Source organism: Hwangdonia sp., from assembly GCF_048381975.1.
Lineage (GTDB): Bacteria > Bacteroidota > Bacteroidia > Flavobacteriales > Flavobacteriaceae > Hwangdonia > Hwangdonia seohaensis.
The window spans coordinates 122,870-148,712 of the sequence record NZ_JBLWYT010000006.1 but is presented as its reverse complement, the minus strand read 5'-3'; the positions used below and the strand labels follow the sequence as shown (position 1 = coordinate 148,712).

Genomic DNA, 25,843 nt, shown 5'->3' with positions numbered 1-25,843 from the left:
TATTTATGAGGAATTTATCTATTTTATGTTGCGCATTAATTATCACTTTAATAAGTTGTGATGGACGTGACAGAATACATAAAACCAATGCCGAGGTTTTAAAGGAAAACAAACTGTTTGATTCTTTTTCCGAGGAAATAAAATACATCCCCGAACAACGTACCGAGATTTTAACAGACACCATTTTAAGTACCGGTTTTCAGGTTAAAATACAATACTATGCGCTCGACAAAGCGTATTCGTCAAAAACGATAAAGACTTCAAACGAAACAAATAAAACACTTCATTTTAAAAATTTTGAAGCTCAGTTTCAAGTCTTAAAAAACAACCAATTAATCGCTCAATATGTTATCAATAAAGACGTCTTCAAAAAACATGAAACTCCTGCTTTTTGGAAACAAGCCATCATGCAGTTTGTTTGGATAGATTATGAAAACTCAACCGCCGATTTTATAACCATTAACACTTCTTTTAACATTCCGAAAACAGATATTTACAAAGACTTTAGCATAATAATTGATAACTTTGGTGCGGTTAAAATAAAAGAAATCAATCTTCTTGAAAACGTACTATAATTATGCTAGGATTAAAATTGCCAACCGATCCGCGTTGGGTTAACATTGTAGAAAAAAATATTGAAGACATCCTCACCGATCATGCTTTTTGTGAGCAAAAGGCAACAAGCACCGCCATATCCTTAATTGTAAGCTTCCCCGAATACACCGATTTGGTGCAGGAAATGGTGGCTTTGGTAAAAGAGGAAATCAGCCATTTTAAGATGGTACACGACATTATATTAAAACGTGGTTGGACTTTAGGTAGAGACCGACGCGATGATTATGTGGTGCAATTGCTTAAATTTTTTCCAAAAGGCGGCAGCAGAACCACACAACTTGTGCACCGGTTGCTATATGCGGCTTTAATTGAAGCTAGAAGCTGTGAGCGTTTTAGATTGCTTTCTGAGGAATTGCAGGACAAAGAATTGGCCGATTTTTACAGAAAACTCATGGTAAGCGAAGCAAATCACTACACTATGTTTTTAGGCTTTGCCAGACAGTACGGCAATAAAAAAGAAGTTGACACCAAATGGCAACAACTTCTTGAATATGAGAGTAAAATTATGGCTAATCTCGGAAAATCCGAAACCATTCATGGTTAAACGTTAGTTAAACACTAAAAGTGTTAAAAGTATAACACTAAAAGTGTTAAAAAATTAAACACAATAAGTGTTAAAATTTATAACCAATACCAATTTGAATGTTCGAGTTTTTGGCTTCAACATTTAAATAGTCGTCAAAAACATTTGTAAAGCCATAGGTATATCTTAAATCGGCAAAAAGCATGTGCGATAACTTGAATTCAATGCCGCCAACGCCCGAATAGGCAAAGTTTTTTATACCATCATCAACTTTATGAACTTTTAAACTAACTTGGGGTCCAGCGCCGATATGTATTTTTTCGCTAAGCCTAAATCTGAAAAAAATGGGTGCTTGAATATAATCTAAATGTAATTTTTCGTCGTTTGCACCTTCAGCAGAAAATTGTATTTCTGGCATTAATGAAATTGTATTTGATAAACCAATGTTAGCAAAAAAACCAACAAATATGCTGTTTCTATGCTTGTTTACCATGTTTGGAGCCGTATCAAAACTAAGATTGGAAATATTATAACCACCGCGTACACCGTACATCACACCTTGAAATGCTGTGCCTTTCGACTTCACCTTAACCGAGTCTGCAGCTTTTTCAGAATCTTTATCTTGAGAAAATCCAAAAAACGAAAAACCAAGTAGTACTGTAAATAGTATTAATTTTTTCATAAGTTATTATTTAATAGGTTGGGGTTTAAAACTCTAGTAATTATTAGGTTGACCAATATATATTATAAAATGATAATACCCGTATTTTAAAAGATGAATGGTAAAATTTTACTGTGTATTGCTAGAAACGGTATCGTAATAAATACTTTTTATAATGCCATCGGCAAGTCCTATTTTTGGAACATATATGTATTTTGAACCACTCCACTTCATGGCAGAAAGATAAATACGCATGGCAGGAATAATAACATCGGCACGGTCTTGATTTAAAGAAAGTTCGGTGATTCGCTCTTCATAAGAATAGCTTTGCAACAAATGGTAATAAGAACTTAGGTAAAAGTATGTTAAGGGTTTACCCATGGATTTACCCGATATTTTGAATATTTTATTGATGTTACCACCAGAACCCAAAACATCTATTTTATCGTAATTCTTTACACTGGTTTTAATCCAATGCTCTAATTCTTCCCAAGCTTCCTTTTTAACCATGTCGTTAAGAAGCCTTACCGTTCCTATTTTAAACGATTTTGAAGCCTCTTGTTTTCCACGATGAATAATACTAAACTCAGTACTACCACCACCAACATCTACATACAAATAGGTTTTGTTATCGTCTATAAATTTATTCAAATCGGTTGCGGCAATAATGGCTGCTTCTTCTTCACCTTCAATGACATCAATACTAATTTCTGAATGTTTTAAAACCAAGTCGACTATTTTTTTGCCATTGGAAGATTCCCGCATCGCCGATGTAGCACAGGCTTTGTATTTTACTACTTTATGCGATTTCATTAAAAGCTTAAAGGCCAACATGGTGTCTAAAATACGCTGGGTGTTTTCTTTAGAGATTTTTTGCTTAATAAAAACATCGGCACCTAATCGAATGGGGACACGCACTAATGAGTTTTTTTTAAACAGCACCGGTTTCCCTTTTTCTTCAATAATGTTTGAAATTAGTAGTCGTACAGCATTTGAGCCTATATCAATGGCGGCGTATTTTTTTATTGAAAGCATATTATTTTTGCAACTTGTTTAAATAATAATCGTAAATAGCAATTTGTGACCTTACTTTTGGTTTATCGTTTATGCGGTATTCATTTTCTTTTGCTGTGTTTAACAATCTAGCCTTTACATTGTCGTTCCAACAGATTTTATAAGTATCAATTATTTCTTGTTTTATGGCGTCGTTATAAATAGGACAGCTGACCTCTACCCTATTATCAATATTTCTCGTCATCCAATCTGCTGAAGAAATGTATACTTTACTGTTGTGGTCTTCACCAAAGATATAAAGTCTGGAGTGTTCTAAAAATTTATCCACCACACTAATAATTTCGATATTGTCGCTCATCCCTTTCACCCCGGGAATCAAACAGCAAATACCTCTAACTATCATTTGAATTTTAACACCTGCCCTACTAGCTTGGTATAATTTATCAATCATCACATAACTGGAAATACTGTTCATTTTTAAACGGATTCTACCCGATTCTCCCTTTTTAACCTTTTCAATTTCTGCATCTATTAATTTGAAAACGGCTTTTTGCGTATTGTGGGGCGAAGTAATTAAGTGTTTGTATCTGAATATTTTATAATTGGCATCAAAAAAATTAAAAATTTTATTGACGTCTTTTAGGATACTTTGGTCTGAAGTAAAAAACGTGTGATCGGTGTATATTTTGGCTGTCGATTCGTTAAAATTCCCAGTACTTATAAAGCCGTAGCGTTTTATTTTATTTTTTTCCTCACGTTCAATAACACACATTTTACTGTGCACTTTTAAACCTTGAACACCAAAGATTAAGTTGACGCCCTCATCTTCCATTTGTTGCGCGTAATTAATATTGGCTTCCTCATCAAAACGGGCCTGCAATTCAATTGAAACAGTAACCGTTTTACCGTTAATGGCAGCGTTTATTAGCGAACTTGCCACATGCGAGATTTCGGCCAAACGGTAAATGGTAATTTTAATGGTTTTTACCTGCGGATCCAAAGCAGCTTCCCTTAAAAACTTAACAACATAAGAAAACGTATGATACGGTGCGTAAAGCAAATATTCCTTGGTGGCAATAGCTTCAAAAATACTGGATTCGAAACTCAGGCCTTCAATGGGCAAAGGTTCTATTTTATCGTAAAGGAGATCTGTTCTTCCTAAACTTGGAAAACTCATGTAATCGCGCCGGTTGTGATAACGGCCTCCGGGAATAATACTATCGGTATCATCAATTTCCATCTTTGTCATTAAATACTCCAAAGTATCGTCATCAATGGTTTTATCGTAAACAAATCTTACGGGTTCACCTATTTGCCTATGCTTTACACTATCGGATATTTTTTCGATAAAACTTTTACTTAAATCACTTTCAAAATCCAATTCCGCATCACGCGATATTTTAATCATGTGCGCCGATATGCTTTTGTAATCGAAAATATTAAATATGTCGCCTAAACAATGGCGCAATAAATCATCAATTAAAATTATATAGCGTTTATCGCCCTGTTTTGGCAACACCACAAATCGGTTAATGGACTTTGGTATTTCCAAAAGTGCAAATTGTTTATGGCCATTTGCCATTAACATTCTAACTGCCAAATAAGCGCCAGAGTCTTTTAAGTTTGGTAGCTGCACCAAATCATTTAAAATGATTGTAACCAGCGCAGGACTTACATTTTGAACAAAATACTTTTTTATAAAATTGTGTTGGGCATTGTCAATTTGGGTTTCATCAATTATATAAATGTTTTCATTTTCCAATTTAGATTTTATCGTATCTAAAATACCCAAACTCTCGCTTTGTTGTTTAATAACAATTTGAGTAATAATTTCCAACAACTCCTTTGCTTTAATGCCCCCAAGTTCGTTTTTACCGCCTTTGCCCGCTTCTACAATACGTTTCACGGTGGCGTAGCGCACTTTAAAAAACTCATCTAAGTTATTCGAAAAAATACCCAAAAAACGCAAACGCTCTATTAATGGTACGGTCTCGTCTGTGGCCTCTTGTAAAACCCTGGCATTAAATTGCAACCAGCTTATTTCTCTATTTATATAACTATTGTTGTGTTTTTCGGCTTTCGTCATGTTTTTAATTAAGGGAATATGATAACAAATATATTCTATTTGCTCTAATAATTTATACGGAATTTCTGTATAAAAACAGGGATTACTTCAAATCCTTGGGGAACAACGTGTAAACGGTTTTCCCTGAGTTTAAATCTGCCCAATTATCAATGTCGAAATCAATAATTGTTACGCCACAGGTTGGTACGTTATCAATGGGCTTATCGCCATAAGTATTAACAAAATCCGTAATGGCGTGATTATGGCCAAAAACCATGAGGTTGTTAACTGAAGCATCAATGTCCTTAATGGTTTTAATGAGATTGTATCCTGAAAAATCATATAAATTATGATCTAAATCCATTATGTTTTTATCTATTTCTAGGTTTAAAACAAAAGCTTCTGCCGTGGTTTTTGCACGAACGGCATCGCTTGATAGCACTTTATCAATTTTTAAATCGCTTGATTTCAAATACTTAGAAACAATTTCAGTATCATTTTGCCCCCTTTTGTTTAAAGGCCTTTCATGATCAATAACGTTGTGTTTCCAAGAGGATTTTGCGTGGCGAACTAATATCAATGTTTTCATAACAATTCGATTAAATGCATTTTTCATCGATTAAAGGTTGTTTTTATCGATGAAAACCAATTTATTTGTATTTTAATATTTTAGAAATTTAATTAAAAAAAAGGAATGGAGAAAATTTTAAGCAAAACAATAAGTTTTTGTTTGCATATTGAGGTCGTTGAGTTGATTTATTAAACCGACAAAATGTTGACCACTGCCTTTTTAACGAATTTATAAGTGATTTAACATTTTTTTTTGATAAAGCAGATTCATATACGTTTTTTTGTCTTACCTACTTAAAAATTTAGACAAGCTATGATCCCGAATCCAATTTGCATATTTAATACAACATTGATTTTCAATGTTTTCCCTCACAATTTTTTCCCTCAAAAATTTTTACTCTGCCGTGTTTTTTCAGTTACTTATTGTAATTAAAAAAACAACCACAGTGTTTATAATAGTATAGTTTTAAATTTAATTATTATGAAAAATAAATCAGCTTTAACCTATTACACTTTACTGCTTACCTGCATTGTGTCTATATTAACTGTAGAAAATGCTACAGCCCAAGAATATGGTATTTTCGAGATTACGAACAATAACACCCTATTAAAAACTGCGGTAACTAAGTCGAACGACAGAGATGGTTTTTATAAGTTGGCACAAAACCTACATACAACAGCATATATTAATAACAATGCTATTAGTAAAATTTATGGCGAAGGCACAGTGCAGAAGATAACTTTTGGCGATAGTCAATCTTTTGGTGTGTTAAACAATAGCGACTATAACAATGTCGAGTTAATTACCATAACTTTAAAAAAGCAAAGTGATTTGAATAATAGATTGGATTTAACCGTAAATAAGAACCTTGGTAAGCTTAAATATGTATTTATAAAATGTTATTTTAAATGTACAGCTGACCAAATAGAAAAATTTATAACATCAAACTCTAATGTAAGGGTTTTTTATTCGACCGAAATACCATCATAAAAAGCACAAGATTAATTTTTAAAGATTAACACATGAAAAAACTATACGCTACTAAAGCATTAATTAATACTGGCTATGCGAAAATCATCGTAATTGCCTGTATTCTTTTTTTGTTTTCTTCAAATAGTTATGGTCAAGTAGAGGTGGATTTTACTCCAAGAACCTCTGTAAACTCGCCCAGCAAAACCATATATACTATAAAAGGTGATTTTACTATGATGGGCAATACAAACCTGACCTTAGTTAATTACTCTGATACTGGTAACAACAACGAAGACATGAGATTTGTTGATCGTGATGATGTGGTTTTTCCTGGCAACACATTTGATACTTTTAACTCTTCTTCTGCAACACTTGCTCTATCAACTGAGAATAGAGCAGATCCTGGCTGTTCAAAAATTATTTATGCGGGTATCTATTGGACTGGAAGAGTCGATCAAGGCGTTGATGCAGATGCTGATGGTGATGGTGACCCCAATACATTTAACGTAACCAAAAATGGAGTTACAAAACAATTCGATAAACGCAGAATTCGCATTAAAGGGCCAGACGCAACCGATTATACAACATTTACCGCGACACCCGCAAATAGCATTTTATTTCCTGAAGACATATATAGAAATATATTTACTGGCTATGTTGAAATTACCGACTACGTACAATTAAATGGTATTGGTGAATATTTTGTTGGCGATTTACCAACTAGAGAAGGAACAATAGATGGCACAGGACTATCTGGTGGCTGGGGCATGGTTGTAGTGTACGAAAACTCAAAAATGAAATGGAGGGACGTTACTGTTTTTGATGGCTATGCTTTCGTGAGAAGTGCTAATGCCGATGTTTTTACAATACCGGTATCCGGTTTTAACGCTGCTCAAAGCGGTGAAGTAAACTTAAAATTAGGTATTATGGGTGGTGAAGGCGAAAGAGGCTTTATAGGCGATTTCTTTTCAATCCAACAACTAAACACACCAACTTATATTCCTTTATCACATTCAAATAATACCCCTGATAATTTTTTTACTGGATCTATTTTAACTGATGGTAACGCCCGTGATCCGAACCTATACAATAATACAGGTATAGATGTAGTCATGTTTGATGTTGATAATACAGGAAACAGTATAATTGCTAATGGGCAAACTCAAACATCATTTAATTATGGTACTTTTCAAGATACCTATACCATTTTTAATGTAACCTTTGCTGTTGATGCCTATGTTCCAGAACCAGAAGGTGTACTAAATATAACTTCTGTTAACGGAAATACCCCTAACCCACCAGACATTTTGGAACCGGGGCAATTTTCAGAATACACACTTGAAATAAGAAATACGGGAACCGAAGCTACAGATAATACGCTAATTACCATTCCTATACCTGAAACTATAGACCCAAGTAATTTAAATATTTCAACAGGCTTTCCCAATCCCGGTATATTTTCAACAACAAACAATCCTATTTACATGACAGGTCCAGGATTTGGTCCAAACGGATCTATAATATGGGATTTAGGCACATTACCTGTTCCCCCTTCTCCAGATGATGTGTTGGCAACTATTAGTTTTAGTCTAACGGTAACTCGGGATTGTACCATGTTAACCGACCCCTCTTTTGATCCTAATGTTTCACTCAGTGGAACCATAACGGGTGTTGGTGCTGTATCTAATGTTCCGTTTGATTTTCCGTTGATACAAGGCTATGAAACCACAGGAAATTGTGCCGGAGAGCCAATACCTACTCCTATTATCATAGGCATCAACTATTTAGATTATATAAATGAACCGCCAACAGCAAGTAACCCTGCTCCCGTTGATATTGAATGTGGTGGCACTATACCTCCTCCAGATGTTTTGGTAGTTACCGATGAAGCTGATAATTCTGGTTTTACCCCTACAGTAGCATTCGTCTCCGATGTTTCGGATGGTGGTACAAACCCTGAAATTATTACGAGAACATATAGCGTAACCGATGATTGTAACAATTCAATTAATGTAACACAGACCATAACCATTACCGATACAACAGGCCCGAGTACACCAACACTACCCGATTTAACAGGGCAGTGTTCGGTAACCGCAACGGTACCAACTGCAGGTGATGCTTGTTCGGGAATCATTACGGGTACAACTTCAGACCCATTAACCTATAATACACAAGGCACATTTGTTATCACTTGGACCTTTGACGATGGCAACGGCAATAGCATTGATGTTGATCAAAACGTCATTGTTAATGATACCACTGATCCAGATACACCAAGACTAGCGGTTTTAACAGGGCAATGTAGTGTAACCGCAACGGCGCCAACTACAGAGGATAACTGTTCTGGCACCATTACAGGTACAACTACAGACCCGTTAACTTATAATACACAAGGTACATTTGTAATCACTTGGACCTTTGACGATGGTAACGGCAATAGTATTGATGTTGATCAAACAGTAATTGTCGATGACACCACAGAACCCGAAGCACCAACCCTTGCTGATTTAATAGGGCAATGCTCGGTTACTGCACCTGTACCTATAATTGCAGATAATTGTAATGGTTCTGCAATTTCTGGAACAACTAGCGACCCATTAACCTATAATACACAAGGCACATTTGTAATCACTTGGACATTTGACGATGGCAACGGCAATAGCATTGATGTTGATCAAAACGTCATTGTAAATGATACTACAAACCCAGTTGCTCCAATCTTGTCAGATTTAACAGGTGAGTGTTCGGTAACAGCTACCGCACCAATAACAAATGATAACTGTTTGGGCACAATCACTGCAACAACAACAGATCCTACAACCTATAACTCACAGGGCACGTTTACCATTACATGGACCTTCGACGATGGTAACGGTAACAGTATCGATGTTGATCAAACGGTAATTGTAAATGATACAACAAATCCAGACACCCCGAGATTGGAAGATTTAACCGGGCAATGTGGCGTAACGGCAATAGCACCTACTACAAATGATAACTGTTCCGGCACTATTACAGGTACTACAACGGACCCCACTACCTATAATACTCAGGGTACGTTTGTAATCACCTGGACATTTGATGACGGCAACGGTAACAGTATCGATGTGGGTCAAACAGTAATTGTTGATGACACAACTGCACCTCAAGAACCAACCCTTCCGGATTTAATAGGACAATGTTCGGTAACCGCAACTGCACCCGTAATTACAGATAATTGTAATGGCACTTCAATTACAGGTACAACAAACGATCCGCTAACCTATAACACCCAAGGAACCTTTACTATTACATGGACTTTTGACGATGGTAACGGCAATATCATTGATGTTGATCAAAATGTAATCGTCGAAGACACTATAAACCCAACTATTACTTGTCAGGCGAATGTTTCAGTTAATGTTGATGCTGGTTTATGTACAGCGTCGGGCGTAACCTTAGGCACACCAGTAACAGACGATAATTGTTCAGTAGACTCCGTAACCAACGATGCACCTGAGATATACCCATTGGGTAATACCACAGTAACTTGGACAGTAACAGATGGCTCGGGCAACACAGCAACTTGTACACAAATAGTAACGGTAACTGATGATATTGACCCAACCATTTCTTGTCCATCAAACATATCTTTAAATGTAGATGCTGGTTTATGTACCGCGTCTAGCGTAAACTTAGGTACACCAACAACTGACGATAATTGTTCAGTTGACACTGTAACCAACGATGCGCCAGCAGTGTTTCCTTTAGGTGACACCATTGTAACGTGGACAGTCACCGATGGTTCAGGAAACACAGCAACTTGTACACAAACAGTAACGGTATCTGATGATATTGACCCAACAATTACCTGTCCTGCAGATGTTTCGGTAAATGTAGATACCGGATTATGTACGGCGTCTAACGTAAACTTAGGTGCACCAACTACAGACGATAACTGTTCAGTGGATACCGTAACCAACGATGCGCCAGCAGTATTTCCTTTAGGAGCTACCACTGTAACTTGGACGGTAATCGATGGCTCTGGTAACACCGCTACTTGCACCCAAACAGTAACGGTAACCGATAATATTAACCCAACTATAATATGTCCTGCTGATGTTTCAGTAAATGTGGATCCAGGATTATGTACGGCTTCTAGCGTAAATTTAGGAACACCTACGACGGATGACAATTGTTCGGTAGATACCGTAACCAACGATGCTCCAACAACCTATCCGTTGGGCGATACGACAGTAACTTGGACGGTAACCGATGGCTCTGGAAACATAGCCACTTGTACGCAAACAGTAACAGTAGTTGACGATGCTGACCCTTCAATTACGTGTCCAATTGATGTTACCGTAAATGTAGATGCAGGTTTATGTTCGGCAACCAATGTAGATTTAGGCACACCAAGTGCCACCGATTGTACATCAGTTACAATTAGTAATGATGCCCCTACTGCTTTTCCACAAGGTGATACCATAGTAACATGGACGATTACCGATGAAGCTGGCAACACGGTAACCTGTACACAAGTTGTAACCGTAATTGATAATATCGACCCAATATTTGTTGAAGCGTTACCTGTTGATATAACTGTAGAATGTAGCGAAATTCCAGATGCTGAAGTACTTACGGCAACCGATAATTGTGGTTCTGCCGAAGTAACTTTTAGTGAAGAAAGAATAGATGGTTCTTGTGCTTCTAATTACACATTAGTACGTACTTGGACTGCAACAGATGCTAGTGGGCTTACAACGGTCCATACACAAAACATAACCGTTCAAGACACAACCAGACCAGAATTTGTAGAAGATTTACCTGAAGACATAACCGTAGAATGCGATGCTGTCCCTAATGCTACAACCTTAACAGCAATTGACAATTGTAGTGACGCCACTGTGGCGGTAAGTGATGCTTTAACAAACGGAAATTGTGCAAACAACTATATCATTGCACGAACTTGGGTGGCAACGGATGCCTGTGGATTGATTACTACGCACACACAAATAATAACGGTTCAAGACACAACGGCTCCAGCACCAACAACAACCTTTGAAGAAACATTGGATGTTAGCTGTACGGATGTTCCTGATGCTCCGGCTTTAGAGTTTTCCGATAACTGTTCTGTTAGCGCCGGTATAACCGTGGTTTTTGAAGAAACCAATACCTTCGATGAAATTGCATTAACAGATTATCAAATCATTCGAACCTGGACGGTAACCGATGAATGCGCAAATCAAGAATCCTACACGCAAACGTTAAATGTATCGCTTGATGAAGTTCTTATAGATATAGTAGCTCCAGATTTGTGTTTCGATGAAGGTGCTGTAGATTTAAATAATTACACACCCGAAACCCTTAACACCAACGGAACTTGGGAACTAATAGATGGCGGCTCGGGAGCCATACTAACTGGAAGTGTTTTTGATCCTACAAATGTAGAATGGGATTCAATTACAGTACAAACAGGTATAGATTACAGATTTAGATATACAACAACAGACGCAGGTTGTATAAGTATTACCGATATCGTGGTGACACTAAATTACTGCGAGGTACTCCCTTGTGGTGAAAACGATATTGTAATCTCGAAAGCGTTAACACCTAACGGTGATGGCTATAATGAGACCTTTGATATAACTGGTATTGAATTATGCGGATTTACTGCCGACATTAAAATTTTTAACCGTTGGGGTGCTTTAGTTTACGAATCCAACAACTATCAAGTAGGCGAAGGATCTGGTAGCTGGAGAGGCTCTTCACCTAAATCATCAATAGGAGGCAATGGTAAATTACCGAACGGAACTTATTATTATATCATTCATTTACAAAACAGTGGATTGAAACCATTAACCGGTCCAATTTACTTAGGAACCAAATAAAACTTAACCTATGAAACTTATTAAACATAACATAATCGCTATTGCATTGTTCAGCTGTACGATTGGAGTTGCACAACAGTTACCGCAATTCACACAGTATATGTTCAATACAATCTCTGTAAATCCAGCGTATGCAGGTAGTAGAGAGGCATTAAGCGTTGTTGGATTACACAGAAGTCAATGGGTTGGTTTTAAAGGCGGTCCCATAACACAAACACTGTCTATTCATACACCGCTTAGGAATGATAGAATTGGTTTAGGCTTGTCGTTTATTGAAGACGATTTAGGTCCTCAAAACTTCACGTATGTTTATGGTGATTTTTCTTATTCTATTCCAACGGGTACAGATGGTAAATTGGCATTTGGCTTAAAAGCCGGTTTTACCCAATTTAGTTTTGATGCCGATTTTCGTAATGATCCCGGCAATGTAAACGACCCTTTAATTTTTGGTACCGAAGATAGATGGACACCAAATATCGGTGCTGGTGTTTTTTGGCACTCTAACCGCTGGTATTTAGGTTTATCCGCACCAAGAATATTAACTAACGATTTTAGCAACCAACAGAAAGAGTTTGAGGCCTTAGAGCGAATTAGCTACTATTTTACTGGTGGTTTTGTAGTCGATTTAAGTAAAAACATAAAACTTAAACCTGCGGTATTATTAAAAGCAACCAACGGTGCACCCATATCTTACGATTTTACCGGAAGTTTCCTTTTTAATGAGAAATTTTGGTTGGGCGGTTCGTACCGACTTAACAGAGAAGCAGCAGCCATTGGAGGTTTTGCCGATTTTCAAGTGTCAAGACAACTACGTGTAGGGTATGCTTATGAAAAACCCATTTCAGATATCGCAAGATATACCACTGGAACTCACGAGATTTTATTAATTTACGAATTCAAATTCTTAAGTTCTAAATTAAAATCACCTAGATATTTCTAATAAGAAATTATTGTATAGATGAAAATAAAAAACCACATAGTAATTTGTTTAGCTTTATTGCTCAGTATCTCTGCTTTTTCACAACAAGGAAAACAAAAAAGAGCCGATACGTTATTCAATAAATTCTCTTTTGTAAAAGCGGCAGAAGTTTATCAAGATCTTATTGAAAACAACTACAATAAAGACTATGCCACAAGAAAGTTGGCCGATTGTTATGCCTATTTAAGGAATCCACAAAAAGCTTCTCGATATTATAAAAGAGTGGTTGAGCAAGATAATGTACCCATAGAGTATTATTACAGCTACGCCCAATCCCTTCGTGGTATTAAAAAGTATGAAGAATCGCAAATATGGTTGCAGCGATTTAAAGATTCCGGAGGTGTGGTAAACGCTAACGATTTTTCTAAAAACGTCAATTTTATTACCAGTGTATTTAACGCCAAACAGCAGTACTTTTTAGATCGGGTGCGCTTCAATTCAAAATACAGCGATTTTGGTGCGTTTGAACACGACGGAAAAGTATATTTCGCATCTTCAAGAGACGAAGGTGTCGCGGTTAAACGATTGTATGGCTGGAACGAACAGCCCTTTTTAGATGTTTATGTAGCCAAAGTAGGATCGCGAAGAAATGTTGATCACACCGCAAAACTAAAAGGCGATGTAAACTCTATTTATCACGATGGCCCTGTGACCATAACTAAAGATGGTCGCACCATGTATTTCTCAAGAAACAACTACAACGACCAAGTTAGAAAAAAAGACAACAATGGCTTAACGGCCATGAAAATATACCGTGCCACATTACAAGATAGTGTTTGGACAAATATTGAAGACTTACCCATAAATAGTGATGATTTTTCAACACAGCACGCAGCATTAAATAGCGATGACACCAAACTATATTTTGCATCAGATAGACCTGGTGGCTTTGGCGGATCGGATATTTATGTTGTTGATATCAACCCTGACGGCACATTGGGAGAACCCATAAATCTAGGAAATGTTATAAACACCGAAAACGCCGAAGGTTTCCCATTTATTAATAACGAAGGGGTGCTGTTTTTTTCATCCGATGGACACGTAGGTCTTGGTTTGCTTGATATTTTCGCCACTATTAAAGGTGAAAATGATGACTTTGTTGATGTTGTAAACTTAGGTATTCCTGTCAATTCCAATAGTGATGATTTTTCTTTTACAATGAATCCCAACGGGATTACGGGTTATTTTGCTTCAAACCGAAGAGGTGGCCGTGGCGATGACGATATTTATGCGTATTACCGAGAACCCATCATGCAAGTTGAAGGTGTGGTAACCGATGCCATTAACACCAAACCTATTGCCAATTCAGTAATCACTTTATATGATGACAAAGACAATCAAATAGCCTATATGGAAACCGATGAAAACGGTTTCTATCAAATTAATATAGACAGGAATCAAAATTATAAAATTGTTGGTAGTCAAGATAAATATATTGATGATTATCGCACGTTTACATCAAAAAACCTGCAAACAGAACTTGTAACCATTACAGCAAATTTATTGCTTAACCCTAAGCCAAATGTTGTAAAACTTGCCGAATTAAATACCATTTATTTTGATTTTGATAAGCACAATATTAGACAAGATGCAGCTTTGGAATTGGATAAAATAGTGAATTTAATGTTGAATGATTACCCAGAAATGGTCATTAGAATAGAATCGCATACCGATTCTCGTGGTGAATTATCTTACAACGACAAACTATCGATAGACAGGGCCAATTCAACCTACGAGTATTTAATATCGAAAGGTGTAGATCCTGAAAGAATTACCGAACACCAAGGATTTGGTGAGCGCAGATTAACCAACGGATGTGAGGATGGACAAAAATGTGAAGAAGAAGACCATCAATTAAACAGACGTACTCAATTTATAGTTGTAAAAATGGAATAAAACCGCACAATACTAACCTAATTGTGTTTAAAATATCGTCCCAATGAAACTAAAAAACCACATGCTAACCTACGTTATATTGGCGCTAAGCTTTACGGCTTCAGCACAATATGGCTCTCAGAAAAAAGCTGATAATTTATTCAATAAATTTTCATTTGTAAGTGCTGCAAAGGTGTATCATCATCTTATCGAAAAAGATTTTAATGCCCAATATGCAACCAGACAATTGGCCGATAGTTATGCCTTTATGCGAAACCCTGACAGTGCCGTTGTTTATTACCAAAAAGCGGTGCAACAGGAAAATATCCCTATTGAATATTATTATAATTATGCCCAAGCTCTAAGGGGCATAAAAGACTATAAAACATCCCGTACATGGTTGAAGCGCTTTAAAGAAGCGGGCGGCGTTATTAAAAAAGACAAATATTTAAAAGATAGCGATTTTATCACTTCTATATATAATGCCAAACAGCAGTACTTTTTAGCCGATGTTAATTTCAACTCTAAGTATAGCGATTTCGGTGCTTTCGAAAAGGATGGCATAATTTATTTTGCTTCGTCAAAAGATTTAGGCGTTTCAACAAAACATGTTTACGGCTGGAACGAAGAACCTTTTTTAGATGTTTACACCACTGGAAATCGTAGCGATAGCATTGTAAATCATAAATCCAAAATAAAAGGCGACATCAATTCCGTATATCACGATGGCCCTTTAACCATTTCCAAAGATGGCAAAACCATGTATTTTTCAAGAAACGATTTTAACAAAAATGTTTTAGGAAAAGATGATGAAGGTGTTACGCATTTAAACATTTATAAAGCCACATTGGTTGATGGAAAATGGACAAATGTGGAAGCCCTTGGTTTTAACAGCAATTCGTATTCCACCGGGCATCCGGCACTAAATAACGACGATACAAAATTATATTTCACTTCGGATAAACCTGGTGGTTTTGGAGGTTCGGATATTTATTATGTGGATATTAATGCCGACGGTACCTTTGGTACACCACAAAATTTAGGTAACATAATAAATACCGATAAAAACGAAATGTTTCCGTTTGTAAATAGCGAAAATGCCCTATTTTTCTCATCCGACGGACACCCAGGTTTAGGTATGTTGGATATTTTCGGAACAGTTTCCGATGAGAACAACCAAATTAAAAGTGTCATAAATCTTGGTGTTCCGGTAAATTCAAGTAAAGACGATTTTTCATTTTTTATGAATGATGACGGGTTGTCCGGTTTCTTCGCATCCAATAGAGCTGGTGGTGTTGGTGGAGACGATATTTATGCCTACGACAGAATTCCGCAATTAAAAATAGAAGGCACAATAACCGATGCTACTACAAATGCACCCGTGCCAAACGCAGTGGTTACGTTGTTGGACAGCAACGACAACAAAATTGCAGATTTACAGACCGATGAAAACGGGCATTTTGAAATTAATATCGACAGAGATACCGATTATAAACTAAACACCAAAAAAGACAACTATATTGATGATTCTCGAATGGTAACTACAAAAGGCATTGCAAACAGTGTAACGCGCATAAAAGCCAATTTTGTTTTAAACCCTGTTGCAAAAAAAGAATTACCAATAACTGAGCTCTACCCTATTTACTTCGATTTTAATAAATATGACATCCGTCGTGATGGTACAGCGGAGTTAGATAGAATTGTAAATTTAATGATGAACAAATATCCAGACATGGTTATTAAAATTGAATCGCACACCGATTCGAGAGGCCCATCGGAATACAACGATAAACTTTCAAAAGAGCGAGCCAATGCCACGTACAAGTATTTAATTGCCCATGGTGTTGATGCCTCAAGAATAACCGAATACAACGGCTTTGGAGAGCGTAAATTAACCAACGATTGCGATGGCACTAAAAACTGTACCGAAGCACAACATGAGCTAAACAGACGCACGCAATTTATTGTGGTTAAAATGGAATAACAAAAAACCAAATTCAGAAAATATTAAACCACCAACGGAACTTTCTTTTGGTGGTTTTTTATATATTAGGGTTATTATAATAATTCTTATCCCTTAGTTGTACGCAATATGAGAAAAGCAGTTTTTATAAATATAATTTTGGTGCTTTTTTTAACTAATTGCACAAGTCAAACAAAGAAAATGACTGAAGAAGAATACTTTGAAAAATCTAAATTCATTTGGCAGAATTACGTGCCAAAATCTGGACAATCTGAATTTGTTCAAGGCGAATTATTGAGAGCAATCGAAAAATTAAGAGATGAAGCCCATAGAAACGGAAATATCAACTTTAACGAAAAGTGTCACGGAATATTAATCGGATTTTTAAGAGAAAAACTGTCTGACCAAAAATTATTTGACAAAAAAACGATTGAACAAATAAATGAGGACTTGGACAGACTTTCGATTGAGGAACAGCCATATACTTGGGACGATATTTTTGACCGAATATGCGACAGAATTGTTGACTGGAATATTTTTTATGGAAATGAAATTAAGCACCGAAAGAACTCTGAATTATACTGTTAAATGAATAAAATACTGCGTACAACAATGTATAAAAATAATTGCTCAATTTTGGGCTTCACCAAAGGTAGTTGCAAGTTTACTACGTCTGATTTTCCTGCGGAAAATCCTCGCACGTAAACCCGCAACTATTCTTATACGTAACCGTTAGCATACATATGAAAAACAGTACTATGAAAATAAATTTTAACGAAACTGAAGAGTCGATTGAAATAAAAGATGGATTAAAAAAGCAGTATCTATTAATGAATATATCATTGCTTTTTACGCTTGTTAATTCTGTTCTTTTCCCTCTATTTGTGTTGGATACAAAACAAATGGAATGGATGGGATTTATTTGGATAATTCTTGGGGTTTTTTCAATTGTTTTGTTTACTTATCAAATACTTAAAAAAACAGCATCTGAAAAATTGAAATTGTCTGAAATCAGCTCGCTTATCGAAAAGCAAGTTTTTGGGCGAAAATGGTTGAGTCTGAAATTGAAAAACGGAAAGCTGAGAGACTTAATGGAAATAAAAAAAGAATCTGATATTGAAGAAGCTAAAGAGTTATTTAAAAATATCGGAATTCAAATAAGCTGAATAATTAAAAAACGATTTGCCAACACCGAATAAAATTTTTTGCTAGTTTGAGCTTGTTTACGAAAATCCTCGCGGATTTTCTGTTTGGTTTGTATTTGTTAAATTAGGTACTTAAAACACGTTATAGTTCTCCTCTTTTTCTATAAATAGTTATTTATTACAAACTAAAGAAACACGTTGTAAGCAATTTGAGAAAATTGTCAAAAATATAAATCTATTAACCTAAAATGAGATTAAACGAATATTTAGCAAACCGACTAAAGGAAATTTTTACCGAAGGAAAATGGGTGTTAGGTACAAATTTCAAAGAACAAATAATTGACCTTGATTGGAAACAAGCAACTCAAAAAATAGATGACTTTAACACTATCGCTGATTTGACTTTTCACATTGATTACTATATTGCTGGAGTAAAAAAAGTTCTTAAAGGAGGAACACTCGATATACGAGACAAATATAGTTTTGACTACCGACCTATAAAATCTGAACAAGATTGGCAAAACTTAGTGAAAAAGTTTTGCCTTGACTCGGAAGAATTTATTGAACTTGTTGAAAAGATGTCAGAAGAAAAAATATTGTCGGAATTTATAGATAAGAAATATGGGACTTATTACAGGAATATTGATGCAATGATTGAACACACTTATTATCATCTCGGACAAATAATACTCATAAAAAAACGAATGAAATAAAAAATTCTTACAACAATGATTATAAGTAATTGCTTGTTCTCCTCTCTTCCCTAGTTAAATTTAGTAAGATCAAAGTAAAGGAGACCGGTAGCACCAATTTGAATAAATTAAAACAAAAGACAAAAAAAAGAAATATTATGAAACTTGAATCCAAGGCCGTTATACAAATTCAAAAACCGATTGAAGAAGTTTTCCAAGGGATTGTAAATCCAGAGAAAATGACCAAGTATTTTATTTCTGAAAGTAGCGGACGACTTGAATCGGGAAAAGAAGTGATTTGGAAATTTCCTGAATTTGAAGATAGGTTCCTTATTCAAGAAATTAAAATTGAAGATAATAGTTCGGTTTCCTTTGTTTGGGACCCCGAAACTGTTGTGAAAATCACATTGGAAAAATTGCCAGATGATAGTACCATAGTTAGAGTAAACGAAAATGGAAAGGAGCTTAATGAAGATAATCTAAAATGGGCTTTAGAAAATTCGGGTGGATGGGCAAATTTCCTCGCCTGTATGAAAGCCTATTTGGAATATGGTATCCAACTTAGAAAAGGGGCGTTTGAATTTATGAGAAAGTGATCAACAATAAAATAGTATCAAAATGAAAGTTACTGCCGAAAAAAATGAAAAAGTGGCAAGTATGATATTTGCATCCATTTATCCACTTTACCTGAATAGGTTGGAGAAGAATGGTAGAACAAAAGAAGAACTCAACCAAGTAATAGAATGGTTTACTGGTTTTGACAAAGATGATTTACAAGCACTTATTGAAAAGAAAGTAACTTTTAGAACATTTTTTAAAAAAGCTAAAATACATCCTAACGCACATTTGATTAAAGGAGTTGTTTGTGGTTATCGAATAGAAGAAATAGAGGATGAATTTGAGTTGTATAAACAATGTAGACGCATGGAAAAGCTCATTGATGAATTGGCAAGAGGCCGTAAAATGGAAAAAATTTTACGAGAAGAAAAGAAATAAAACGGCTGCCAACAAAGCACTGAGTTAAAAAAACAAACCATTTTAGGCTAATTTCGAAACATAGTTCTTATTATTGGGCAAACCGTTTTTTTTCTATTGCAAAAGCACGTTTTAACAACGAGAGTTCACTTCCGCAATCAAAGTTGATTTTGCACTTTTTCCGCTCGCCAACATACAATCAAAAAATCCCCTCAGTAAACTGAGCGGATTTTATACCTAAAGCTAAATTCAATAACTACATAGTTATTAAAATATAACCAGTCAATCACTCGTGTTGCATACCTAATACAGCATGTACTAAAAATGAGTAAATTAAAAGGCTATGTTGTAATTGTTTTATAAAAACAATTTTATTTTTTTATGAAAATGTTTGTGTAATACCATTTTCCTTCGGCACTTTTTTCAGCCGAAATATTAAAGTTTGTAAAGTCGCCTTCAATAGTGGCGCGGTGTCCATCGCTTTTAAGCCATGCTTTAACCACAGATTCGGCACTACTGTATCCGTAAGCCACATTTTCCGATACTTTTTTGGCGCCGGCATTGGCTTTTAAATAGTTGCTGCGCGTATAAAAATTATCATGGGATATTTCTTCTTTATCTACCATATAATCGGTATGGCTGTAAGCCACGGATTTTACAATTTTTAAATCGCCTAAAGGATTCAAGCCCAATGACAGCCTGTGATTGTTAATAAGTTCTAGAGTTTCTGTCTCAATTGTTTTTGTAGGTGGAACAATTAAGTTTTCAACAAGTAAATCTGCTTTTTCATCCATGTTATCCGTTGAACAAGAAAATGTCAAAACAGCAAACAATGCCAATACTGGCAGCTTTTGTAATAACTTCATAAGTAGGTAAATTTAGATTTGGTGCTGTAAATTTAACAGCCTACTTAGAAGTAAATGTTAATTAAATGTTAAAATCGATGAAAAACGTGTTGTTTATCGTTATTAATTGTTTTTAATCGATGAAACGCATATTTCTGTAGTAAAAAGAAGTAATATATCGATGTTTTAAGGAGATAATCGATTTATCTTCCAATTGTAATCGCTTTGTAATTTATAGCGTATTCTATCGTGCAATCTATTTGGGCGCCCTTGCCAAAACTCAATTTCAACAGGCTTTACAATATAGCCGCCCCAATACTCTGGCCTGGGAATCTCTTTGCCTTCATATTTTTGTTCTAGTTTTTGCAACTTGTCTTCAATAAATTCGCGACTTTCAATAGCTTCACTTTGATGTGAAACCAAAGCACCCAATTGGCTACCGCGTGGTCTGGATTCAAAATAACCGTCGCTTAAATTTTCTGCAATCTTTTCTGCATTACCTTTTATTATAATTTGCCTTTCGGCACCTTGCCAAAAAAACGATAAGCACACATTTGGATTTTGTGCTATGGCTTTGCCTTTTTCGCTTTCATAATTCGTATAAAATATAAAACCTTCGTAGGTGTATTTTTTAAGAAGCACCACCCTATTCTTAGGGTAACCATCTATTCCTATGGTTGAAACCGTCATCGCATTGGTTTCATCTTCGGCAAAAAACCTATCGACTTCATAAAACCATTTCTGGAATAATTCCATGGGGTTTTCTGGTACGTTTGCCAAAAGCAGCTCACCTTTTTCGTAAGATTTTCTGTAATCGCTTAAATCTTTTTGCATAACATATGATAATTGAAATAAATTGTAACTTTAAGTATTCAAATTTACGTAAAATGCTTTTTGTAGAAACGCTTGTGGGCGCCATTTTTATTATTTGCGGCCTTTTAGTAAAAAAATACCCAAACTTAATTGCGGGTTACAACACCATGACTGCCGAAGAAAAAAAGAACATCGACATTAAAAAATTTTCAACCTTATTGCACAACGGTTTAATAATTACCGGTGCTCTGGCAATAATGGCAACTTCTTTATTATTCCTTTTAGATGTAGAGCATTTTTACAGACTTTTAATTAGCGTTATAATTCTGGTTTTCGGATTGCTTTATACGCTTATAAATGCGCCTAAAAAATATTAAAAATGAAATTCACTTGTTCAATAAACGTTAAGAAACCTAAGCAAGAAGTTGTAAAACATTTTGAAGATCCTGAAGCTTTAAAACAATCTCAAAAAGATTTTTTAAGGATGGAGCATTTAAGCGGAAACCAAGGTGAAACTGGCGCTAAATCTAAATTAATTTATAAGAAATTTGATTTAATTGAGACGATAATCCATAATAAACTACCCGACGAATTTTATGCTAAATACGAACATAAACGCATGACAAATACCATGCGCTCGAAGTTTACTGCTTTGAATGATAACGAAACCACATTGACTACTGAAATTGATTACACCGAATTTAAAGGTTTTTTTATAAAACTAATAGCAAAACTGTTTCCGAATATGTTTAAAAAACAGGTGGACAAGTGGTTGCTAAGGTTTAAATCCTTTTGCGAAAAACAATAAATTATCACGTTAAAATATATTCATTTGAGTTTTGCGGTTTAGAATGTTTCCATCATTTTTAACAAATTACATACCATTTATCCTACCTATTCATTTTTATTCTTATTAAGTTTGCAGTCCCCTAATTTACCTAAAAATGAAGTTTGAAAATTCTGAATATTTTAAAATTTTAAACCCTACCAAGTTGGTAATGCCTTTTGGTACCTATTATTTATGCGAAAAATTCTTAATTGTTGAATTGGATGAAGGCGTCCATTTTGATTGGGACAAAGCAGAACAAATCATACAAAAGGTTTTTGAATTTTATGGCGACGATGCTAAAATCGGGTTTATTTCCAATAGAATAAACCACTACTCTGTAGATCCGAATAATTGGAAAAAAGTTGAAGAAAAGTATAGTTTAATTATTGCCAGTGCCATTGTTATGTACAACAGTTCAACTTATATGAATGCTTCAATTGAAAAGCAGTTTACCCAAAAAAGTATTAAGCGATGCATGTCTTTAAAAGAAGCCATTGATTGGATGCAAAATTTAAAAGAATTTAATTAATGCCTAAATTTTTTTGTATTTGCCCAACACAAATCCGCAAGGTTTAATAATGAAGGTTTATTCCATTTAAAACCAATTAAAATAAGTTCTGACTATAGAAAAAGTATTTACTTACAACATGCCAGTGAAACAACCAAAAACAATTTTTTATTTTTTAGATTTTAGATTTTAGATTTTAAAGAAAATCCCTAAATTACCCTGTATAAAAATCTAAAATGAAGTTTGAAGATTCAAAATATTTTAAAATTTTAAATCACAAAAAAGTAGAAAAACCATTTGGTAATTTTTATTTTTTAGATCAATTTGCTATTTCCGAAATTCACGAGGGTGTGCATTTCAATTGTCAAATGATTGATATTATCTCAGAAGAGGTTATAAAATTTTACAAAGATTCCAAAACACAAGATCCCAAAAAATTAATTTACATTACCAATAAAATAAACTCCTATTCATTGGACCCAAATTCATGGATTAAAACCGAGGCCAAATTTGGGGTTTCCTACACACGCGCTATTGTTACATACAGCAGTTGGTCGTATACCAATGCCTCCATTGAAAAAATGTTTTCCAAAGCCAATATTAAATGCTGCCATACTTTGGATGAAGCCATTGAGTGGGCTATAAGCCAAAATGAATAAATACTAAAAATTAAAAACCTTTCCGTCTTCGCTCAATTCAACATTATCAAAAACAGTTTGCGCCTCTTCTTTAAACGCGTTTAATCCATCGTAACGCGTGGAATAATGCCCAAGCACCAACGTGCCAACATTGGCGTGTTTGGCAATTTTAGCGGCTTCTTTTGCGGTTGAGTGCTTTGTTTTCAGTGCCAAATTTGCGTGCTTTTCTAAAAAAGTAGACTCGTGGTACAGTACATCTACATTTTTAATAATTGGCACAATGTCTTCTTTAAACATGGTATCGCTACAAAAGGCATAACTCTTAGGTTTTTTGGCTGGTTTGGTAACCTTTTTGTTATCAATTAAAACACCATCTCTATTTTCTACATCAAAACCTTGCTTTAATTTTCTAAAATAGGCGGTATCGATATTAGCGTTTTCAACAGCCACAATATCCAATTTGCGTTCGCCTTCTTTTTCTTTAAAAAGGAAACCATTGGTGTAAACCCGATGATTTAACGGAATAGTGTGTACCACAACCTTATCATCTTCAAAAACCAATTTGGTTTTCTTTGAGGTTAACTCATGAAAAATAAGATTGTAGTTGGTCCACGAATCGGCTAATTTCATTTGAAGCGTAATCACTTCTTTGATGCCTTTTGGCCCATAAATATGCAAATCGGTTTCGCGCGTCAATAATCGGAATGTTGAAATTAATCCCACTAAACCAAAAAAATGGTCGCCATGTAAATGCGATATAAAAATGTGTTTTATGCGATTGAATTTAATACGATGTTTGCGTAACTGAACTTGGGTGCCCTCACCACAATCAATTAAAAACATGTGATTATTAATTTCTAAAACCTGCGAAGTTGTATTATTTAAAGCGCGCGGTGTGGCGCTGTAACAGCCTAGAATAGTTAATTTCATTACATGTCTTTTGTTTGTTGTTAAGTCGTTGAGTCGAATCAGCTAAACAACTAAACGACTAGCGAATGAACTTTAAAACCCTAAATCGCGTTCCATGTCTTCCATTTCGATAATATCGTATGCCTCTTGAATGGTTGGCACGACTACAATTTCGTCTGGCATCTCATCCAAATCTACCTTATCTGAAACAATAACAAACGAGAGTTTTGAAGCTCTGTGCGTATTGGACAGCTCAAGGAATTCAACAATTTCGGATAAACTGATTTTAGAAAGTGTTGTTAGGCAGACAATAATATTATTGGTTTTAAACTTAGGATATAGAGCTTGAATTTTTTTTACCAATTCAACAATGGTAGCTTTTTCTTGGGTAATGATAGCGGTATTCTTGTGTTGGTCTAAAATCATGACTTACTGTTTTATTTTTGAAGCTAATAAATAAATAACGGCCATACGTATAGCTACGCCGTTTTCAACCTGATTTAAAATGATGGCTTGCTTTGAGTCGGCAACATCGCTGGTAATTTCCACACCTCTATTTATAGGGCCCGGGTGCATGATGGTTATGTCTTTATTTAAAGAATCCAGTAGTTCTCTATTAACTCCAAACTGTTGTGTATACTCTCTTGTTGATGGAAAATAACTAATGTCCATCCGTTCGTTTTGCACGCGCAGCATATTGGCCACATCGCACCAATTTAAAGCTTTGCGCAGGTTTGTTTCCACCTTCACCCCCAACTTATCGATATACTTTGGTATTAAGGTTTTTGGGCCACAAACCATAACTTGAGCACCCTGTAACTGTAAAGCAAATATATTTGAAAGCGCTACCCTACTATGTAAAATATCGCCCACTATTACTACTTTTTTACCTTTAACAGCACCTAATTTTTCTCTAATTGAATACGAATCCAACAAGGCTTGTGTTGGGTGCTCGTGCGCACCATCGCCGGCATTTATAATACTTGCCTTTACGTGTTTTGACAAAAACACACCAGCCCCAGGATTTGGATGCCGCATAACAACCATATCTACTTTCATAGATAAAATATTGTTTACCGTATCAATTAAAGTTTCGCCTTTTTTTACTGAAGATTGTGACGAGGAAAAATTAATAACATCGGCAGACAACCGTTTTTCAGCCAGCTCGAAAGACAGTTTTGTGCGGGTTGAGTTTTCAAAAAATAAGTTGGCAATGGTAATATCTCTAAGCGAGGGCACTTTTTTAATAGGTCTGTTAATCACTTCTTTAAAATGATCGGCAGTTTCAAAAATAAGTTGAATATCTTCCTTGTTAAGATATTTTATTCCTAATAAGTGATTGACACTTAATTCGCTCATCGTCAAAGTTAAAAGTTAA

25 protein-coding genes are annotated in these 25,843 nt (G+C 35.3%); 16 read left to right on the top strand and 9 right to left on the bottom strand.

The features are described from left to right. Positions 1-5 precede the first annotated feature (5 nt). Positions 6-575 carry a hypothetical protein gene (locus tag ACN5J7_RS12020; protein ID WP_418604076.1) on the top strand — a complete coding sequence of 190 codons (570 nt, stop codon included), beginning with the start codon at positions 6-8 and terminating at the stop codon, positions 573-575. 2 nt (positions 576-577) lie between these two features. Further along, the gene (locus ACN5J7_RS12015) at positions 578-1,159 is read left to right on the top strand and encodes a tRNA-(ms[2]io[6]A)-hydroxylase (protein ID WP_311937791.1); all 582 of its coding nucleotides are present in this window, start codon (positions 578-580) and stop codon (positions 1,157-1,159) included. Positions 1,160-1,229: 70 nt separating this feature from the next. On the opposite strand, the gene ACN5J7_RS12010 is transcribed toward ACN5J7_RS12015, so the two are convergent. The 4 genes from ACN5J7_RS12010 to ACN5J7_RS11995 all read right to left on the bottom strand — a co-directional run bounded on the left by ACN5J7_RS12010 (position 1,230) and on the right by ACN5J7_RS11995 (position 5,467). Further along, positions 1,230-1,820 (bottom strand): porin family protein, encoded by a 591-nt coding sequence (locus tag ACN5J7_RS12010; RefSeq protein ID WP_418604075.1) that lies wholly within the window; start codon positions 1,818-1,820, stop codon positions 1,230-1,232. Positions 1,821-1,928: 108 nt separating this feature from the next. Further along, positions 1,929-2,834, bottom strand: coding sequence for a Ppx/GppA phosphatase family protein (locus ACN5J7_RS12005; RefSeq protein WP_418604074.1), 906 nt, complete (start codon positions 2,832-2,834; stop codon positions 1,929-1,931). A gap of 1 nt (position 2,835) precedes the next feature. After that, complete coding sequence (ppk1, locus tag ACN5J7_RS12000) at positions 2,836-4,899, bottom strand: polyphosphate kinase 1 (RefSeq protein ID WP_418604073.1); 2,064 nt, start codon at positions 4,897-4,899, stop codon at positions 2,836-2,838. Positions 4,900-4,981: 82 nt separating this feature from the next. Beyond that, positions 4,982-5,467, bottom strand: coding sequence for a SixA phosphatase family protein (locus ACN5J7_RS11995; RefSeq protein WP_418604072.1), 486 nt, complete (start codon positions 5,465-5,467; stop codon positions 4,982-4,984). Positions 5,468-5,929: 462 nt separating this feature from the next. Between ACN5J7_RS11995 and ACN5J7_RS11990 the strand changes: the two genes are divergently transcribed. The 10 genes from ACN5J7_RS11990 (at position 5,930) to ACN5J7_RS11945 (ending at position 19,944) form a co-directional block, all read left to right on the top strand. Beyond that, entirely contained in the window at positions 5,930-6,439 is a 510-nt protein-coding gene (locus ACN5J7_RS11990) for a hypothetical protein (protein WP_418604071.1), read from the top strand. 32 nt (positions 6,440-6,471) lie between these two features. Continuing rightward, positions 6,472-12,294, top strand: coding sequence for an HYR domain-containing protein (locus ACN5J7_RS11985; RefSeq protein ID WP_418604070.1), 5,823 nt, complete (start codon positions 6,472-6,474; stop codon positions 12,292-12,294). Positions 12,295-12,304: 10 nt separating this feature from the next. Beyond that, on the top strand, positions 12,305-13,234 hold the full coding sequence (locus ACN5J7_RS11980) for a type IX secretion system membrane protein PorP/SprF (RefSeq protein ID WP_418604069.1): 930 nt from the start codon (positions 12,305-12,307) through the stop codon (positions 13,232-13,234). An 18-nt stretch (positions 13,235-13,252) separates the two neighbouring features. Continuing rightward, positions 13,253-15,169: an OmpA family protein gene (locus ACN5J7_RS11975; RefSeq protein WP_418604068.1), complete on the top strand. Its 1,917-nt coding sequence runs from the start codon at positions 13,253-13,255 to the stop codon at positions 15,167-15,169. A gap of 43 nt (positions 15,170-15,212) precedes the next feature. Further along, complete coding sequence (locus tag ACN5J7_RS11970) at positions 15,213-17,132, top strand: OmpA family protein (RefSeq protein WP_418604067.1); 1,920 nt, start codon at positions 15,213-15,215, stop codon at positions 17,130-17,132. A 180-nt stretch (positions 17,133-17,312) separates the two neighbouring features. Then, a complete protein-coding gene (locus ACN5J7_RS11965) occupies positions 17,313-17,699 on the top strand; it encodes a hypothetical protein (RefSeq protein ID WP_418604066.1) in 387 nt (128 codons plus the stop codon). Between the two features lie 170 nt (positions 17,700-17,869). Then, positions 17,870-18,277 (top strand): hypothetical protein, encoded by a 408-nt coding sequence (locus ACN5J7_RS11960; RefSeq protein ID WP_418604065.1) that lies wholly within the window; start codon positions 17,870-17,872, stop codon positions 18,275-18,277. Positions 18,278-18,504: 227 nt separating this feature from the next. Further along, a complete protein-coding gene (locus ACN5J7_RS11955) occupies positions 18,505-18,969 on the top strand; it encodes a DUF1572 domain-containing protein (RefSeq protein ID WP_418604064.1) in 465 nt (154 codons plus the stop codon). Between the two features lie 137 nt (positions 18,970-19,106). Further along, positions 19,107-19,544, top strand: a complete 438-nt coding sequence (locus ACN5J7_RS11950) for an SRPBCC domain-containing protein (protein ID WP_418604063.1) — start codon at positions 19,107-19,109, stop codon at positions 19,542-19,544. 22 nt (positions 19,545-19,566) lie between these two features. Continuing rightward, the gene (locus tag ACN5J7_RS11945; RefSeq protein ID WP_418604062.1) at positions 19,567-19,944 is read left to right on the top strand and encodes a DUF2200 domain-containing protein; all 378 of its coding nucleotides are present in this window, start codon (positions 19,567-19,569) and stop codon (positions 19,942-19,944) included. Between the two features lie 350 nt (positions 19,945-20,294). Here ACN5J7_RS11945 and ACN5J7_RS11940 read toward each other — a convergent pair whose 3' ends face one another. Next, complete coding sequence (locus ACN5J7_RS11940; protein ID WP_418604061.1) at positions 20,295-20,789, bottom strand: CAP domain-containing protein; 495 nt, start codon at positions 20,787-20,789, stop codon at positions 20,295-20,297. 165 nt (positions 20,790-20,954) lie between these two features. Next, a complete protein-coding gene (pdxH, locus tag ACN5J7_RS11935; RefSeq protein ID WP_418604060.1) occupies positions 20,955-21,602 on the bottom strand; it encodes a pyridoxamine 5'-phosphate oxidase in 648 nt (215 codons plus the stop codon). A 53-nt stretch (positions 21,603-21,655) separates the two neighbouring features. Here pdxH and ACN5J7_RS11930 point away from each other — a divergent pair, with 53 nt between their 5' ends. From ACN5J7_RS11930 to ACN5J7_RS11915, 4 genes are all read left to right on the top strand, one after another. Beyond that, on the top strand, positions 21,656-21,958 hold the full coding sequence (locus ACN5J7_RS11930; RefSeq protein ID WP_418604059.1) for a DUF3784 domain-containing protein: 303 nt from the start codon (positions 21,656-21,658) through the stop codon (positions 21,956-21,958). 2 nt (positions 21,959-21,960) lie between these two features. Beyond that, positions 21,961-22,389: an SRPBCC family protein gene (locus ACN5J7_RS11925; RefSeq protein ID WP_418604058.1), complete on the top strand. Its 429-nt coding sequence runs from the start codon at positions 21,961-21,963 to the stop codon at positions 22,387-22,389. A gap of 136 nt (positions 22,390-22,525) precedes the next feature. Then, positions 22,526-22,939 (top strand): hypothetical protein, encoded by a 414-nt coding sequence (locus ACN5J7_RS11920; protein WP_418604057.1) that lies wholly within the window; start codon positions 22,526-22,528, stop codon positions 22,937-22,939. 215 nt (positions 22,940-23,154) lie between these two features. Next, positions 23,155-23,577: a hypothetical protein gene (locus ACN5J7_RS11915; RefSeq protein ID WP_311937765.1), complete on the top strand. Its 423-nt coding sequence runs from the start codon at positions 23,155-23,157 to the stop codon at positions 23,575-23,577. A gap of 3 nt (positions 23,578-23,580) precedes the next feature. On the opposite strand, the gene ACN5J7_RS11910 is transcribed toward ACN5J7_RS11915, so the two are convergent. The 3 genes from ACN5J7_RS11910 to ACN5J7_RS11900 form a co-directional block, all read right to left on the bottom strand. Next, positions 23,581-24,486, bottom strand: coding sequence for a ribonuclease Z (locus tag ACN5J7_RS11910; protein WP_418604056.1), 906 nt, complete (start codon positions 24,484-24,486; stop codon positions 23,581-23,583). Positions 24,487-24,558: 72 nt separating this feature from the next. Further along, complete coding sequence (locus ACN5J7_RS11905; protein WP_418604055.1) at positions 24,559-24,891, bottom strand: ribonuclease Z; 333 nt, start codon at positions 24,889-24,891, stop codon at positions 24,559-24,561. Between the two features lie 3 nt (positions 24,892-24,894). Further along, on the bottom strand, positions 24,895-25,824 hold the full coding sequence (locus tag ACN5J7_RS11900) for an aspartate carbamoyltransferase catalytic subunit (protein WP_418604054.1): 930 nt from the start codon (positions 25,822-25,824) through the stop codon (positions 24,895-24,897). Positions 25,825-25,843: the final 19 nt, after the last annotated feature.

Excerpts from the sequence above, each read along its gene's own strand:
- ACN5J7_RS12020 (WP_418604076.1), top strand. The coding sequence starts at position 6 with ATGAGGAATTTATCTATTTTATGTTGCGCATTAATTATCACTTTAATA.
- ACN5J7_RS12015 (WP_311937791.1), top strand. The coding sequence starts at position 578 with ATGCTAGGATTAAAATTGCCAACCGATCCGCGTTGGGTTAACATTGTA.
- ACN5J7_RS12010 (WP_418604075.1), bottom strand. The coding sequence starts at position 1,820 with ATGAAAAAATTAATACTATTTACAGTACTACTTGGTTTTTCGTTTTTT.
- ACN5J7_RS12005 (WP_418604074.1), bottom strand. The coding sequence starts at position 2,834 with ATGCTTTCAATAAAAAAATACGCCGCCATTGATATAGGCTCAAATGCT.
- ppk1 (WP_418604073.1), bottom strand. The coding sequence starts at position 4,899 with ATGACGAAAGCCGAAAAACACAACAATAGTTATATAAATAGAGAAATA.
- ACN5J7_RS11995 (WP_418604072.1), bottom strand. The coding sequence starts at position 5,467 with ATGAAAACATTGATATTAGTTCGCCACGCAAAATCCTCTTGGAAACAC.
- ACN5J7_RS11990 (WP_418604071.1), top strand. The coding sequence starts at position 5,930 with ATGAAAAATAAATCAGCTTTAACCTATTACACTTTACTGCTTACCTGC.
- ACN5J7_RS11985 (WP_418604070.1), top strand. The coding sequence starts at position 6,472 with ATGAAAAAACTATACGCTACTAAAGCATTAATTAATACTGGCTATGCG.
- ACN5J7_RS11980 (WP_418604069.1), top strand. The coding sequence starts at position 12,305 with ATGAAACTTATTAAACATAACATAATCGCTATTGCATTGTTCAGCTGT.
- ACN5J7_RS11975 (WP_418604068.1), top strand. The coding sequence starts at position 13,253 with ATGAAAATAAAAAACCACATAGTAATTTGTTTAGCTTTATTGCTCAGT.
- ACN5J7_RS11970 (WP_418604067.1), top strand. The coding sequence starts at position 15,213 with ATGAAACTAAAAAACCACATGCTAACCTACGTTATATTGGCGCTAAGC.
- ACN5J7_RS11965 (WP_418604066.1), top strand. The coding sequence starts at position 17,313 with ATGACTGAAGAAGAATACTTTGAAAAATCTAAATTCATTTGGCAGAAT.
- ACN5J7_RS11960 (WP_418604065.1), top strand. The coding sequence starts at position 17,870 with ATGAAAATAAATTTTAACGAAACTGAAGAGTCGATTGAAATAAAAGAT.
- ACN5J7_RS11955 (WP_418604064.1), top strand. The coding sequence starts at position 18,505 with ATGAGATTAAACGAATATTTAGCAAACCGACTAAAGGAAATTTTTACC.
- ACN5J7_RS11950 (WP_418604063.1), top strand. The coding sequence starts at position 19,107 with ATGAAACTTGAATCCAAGGCCGTTATACAAATTCAAAAACCGATTGAA.
- ACN5J7_RS11945 (WP_418604062.1), top strand. The coding sequence starts at position 19,567 with ATGAAAGTTACTGCCGAAAAAAATGAAAAAGTGGCAAGTATGATATTT.
- ACN5J7_RS11940 (WP_418604061.1), bottom strand. The coding sequence starts at position 20,789 with ATGAAGTTATTACAAAAGCTGCCAGTATTGGCATTGTTTGCTGTTTTG.
- pdxH (WP_418604060.1), bottom strand. The coding sequence starts at position 21,602 with ATGCAAAAAGATTTAAGCGATTACAGAAAATCTTACGAAAAAGGTGAG.
- ACN5J7_RS11930 (WP_418604059.1), top strand. The coding sequence starts at position 21,656 with ATGCTTTTTGTAGAAACGCTTGTGGGCGCCATTTTTATTATTTGCGGC.
- ACN5J7_RS11925 (WP_418604058.1), top strand. The coding sequence starts at position 21,961 with ATGAAATTCACTTGTTCAATAAACGTTAAGAAACCTAAGCAAGAAGTT.
- ACN5J7_RS11920 (WP_418604057.1), top strand. The coding sequence starts at position 22,526 with ATGAAGTTTGAAAATTCTGAATATTTTAAAATTTTAAACCCTACCAAG.
- ACN5J7_RS11915 (WP_311937765.1), top strand. The coding sequence starts at position 23,155 with ATGAAGTTTGAAGATTCAAAATATTTTAAAATTTTAAATCACAAAAAA.
- ACN5J7_RS11910 (WP_418604056.1), bottom strand. The coding sequence starts at position 24,486 with ATGAAATTAACTATTCTAGGCTGTTACAGCGCCACACCGCGCGCTTTA.
- ACN5J7_RS11905 (WP_418604055.1), bottom strand. The coding sequence starts at position 24,891 with ATGATTTTAGACCAACACAAGAATACCGCTATCATTACCCAAGAAAAA.
- ACN5J7_RS11900 (WP_418604054.1), bottom strand. The coding sequence starts at position 25,824 with ATGAGCGAATTAAGTGTCAATCACTTATTAGGAATAAAATATCTTAAC.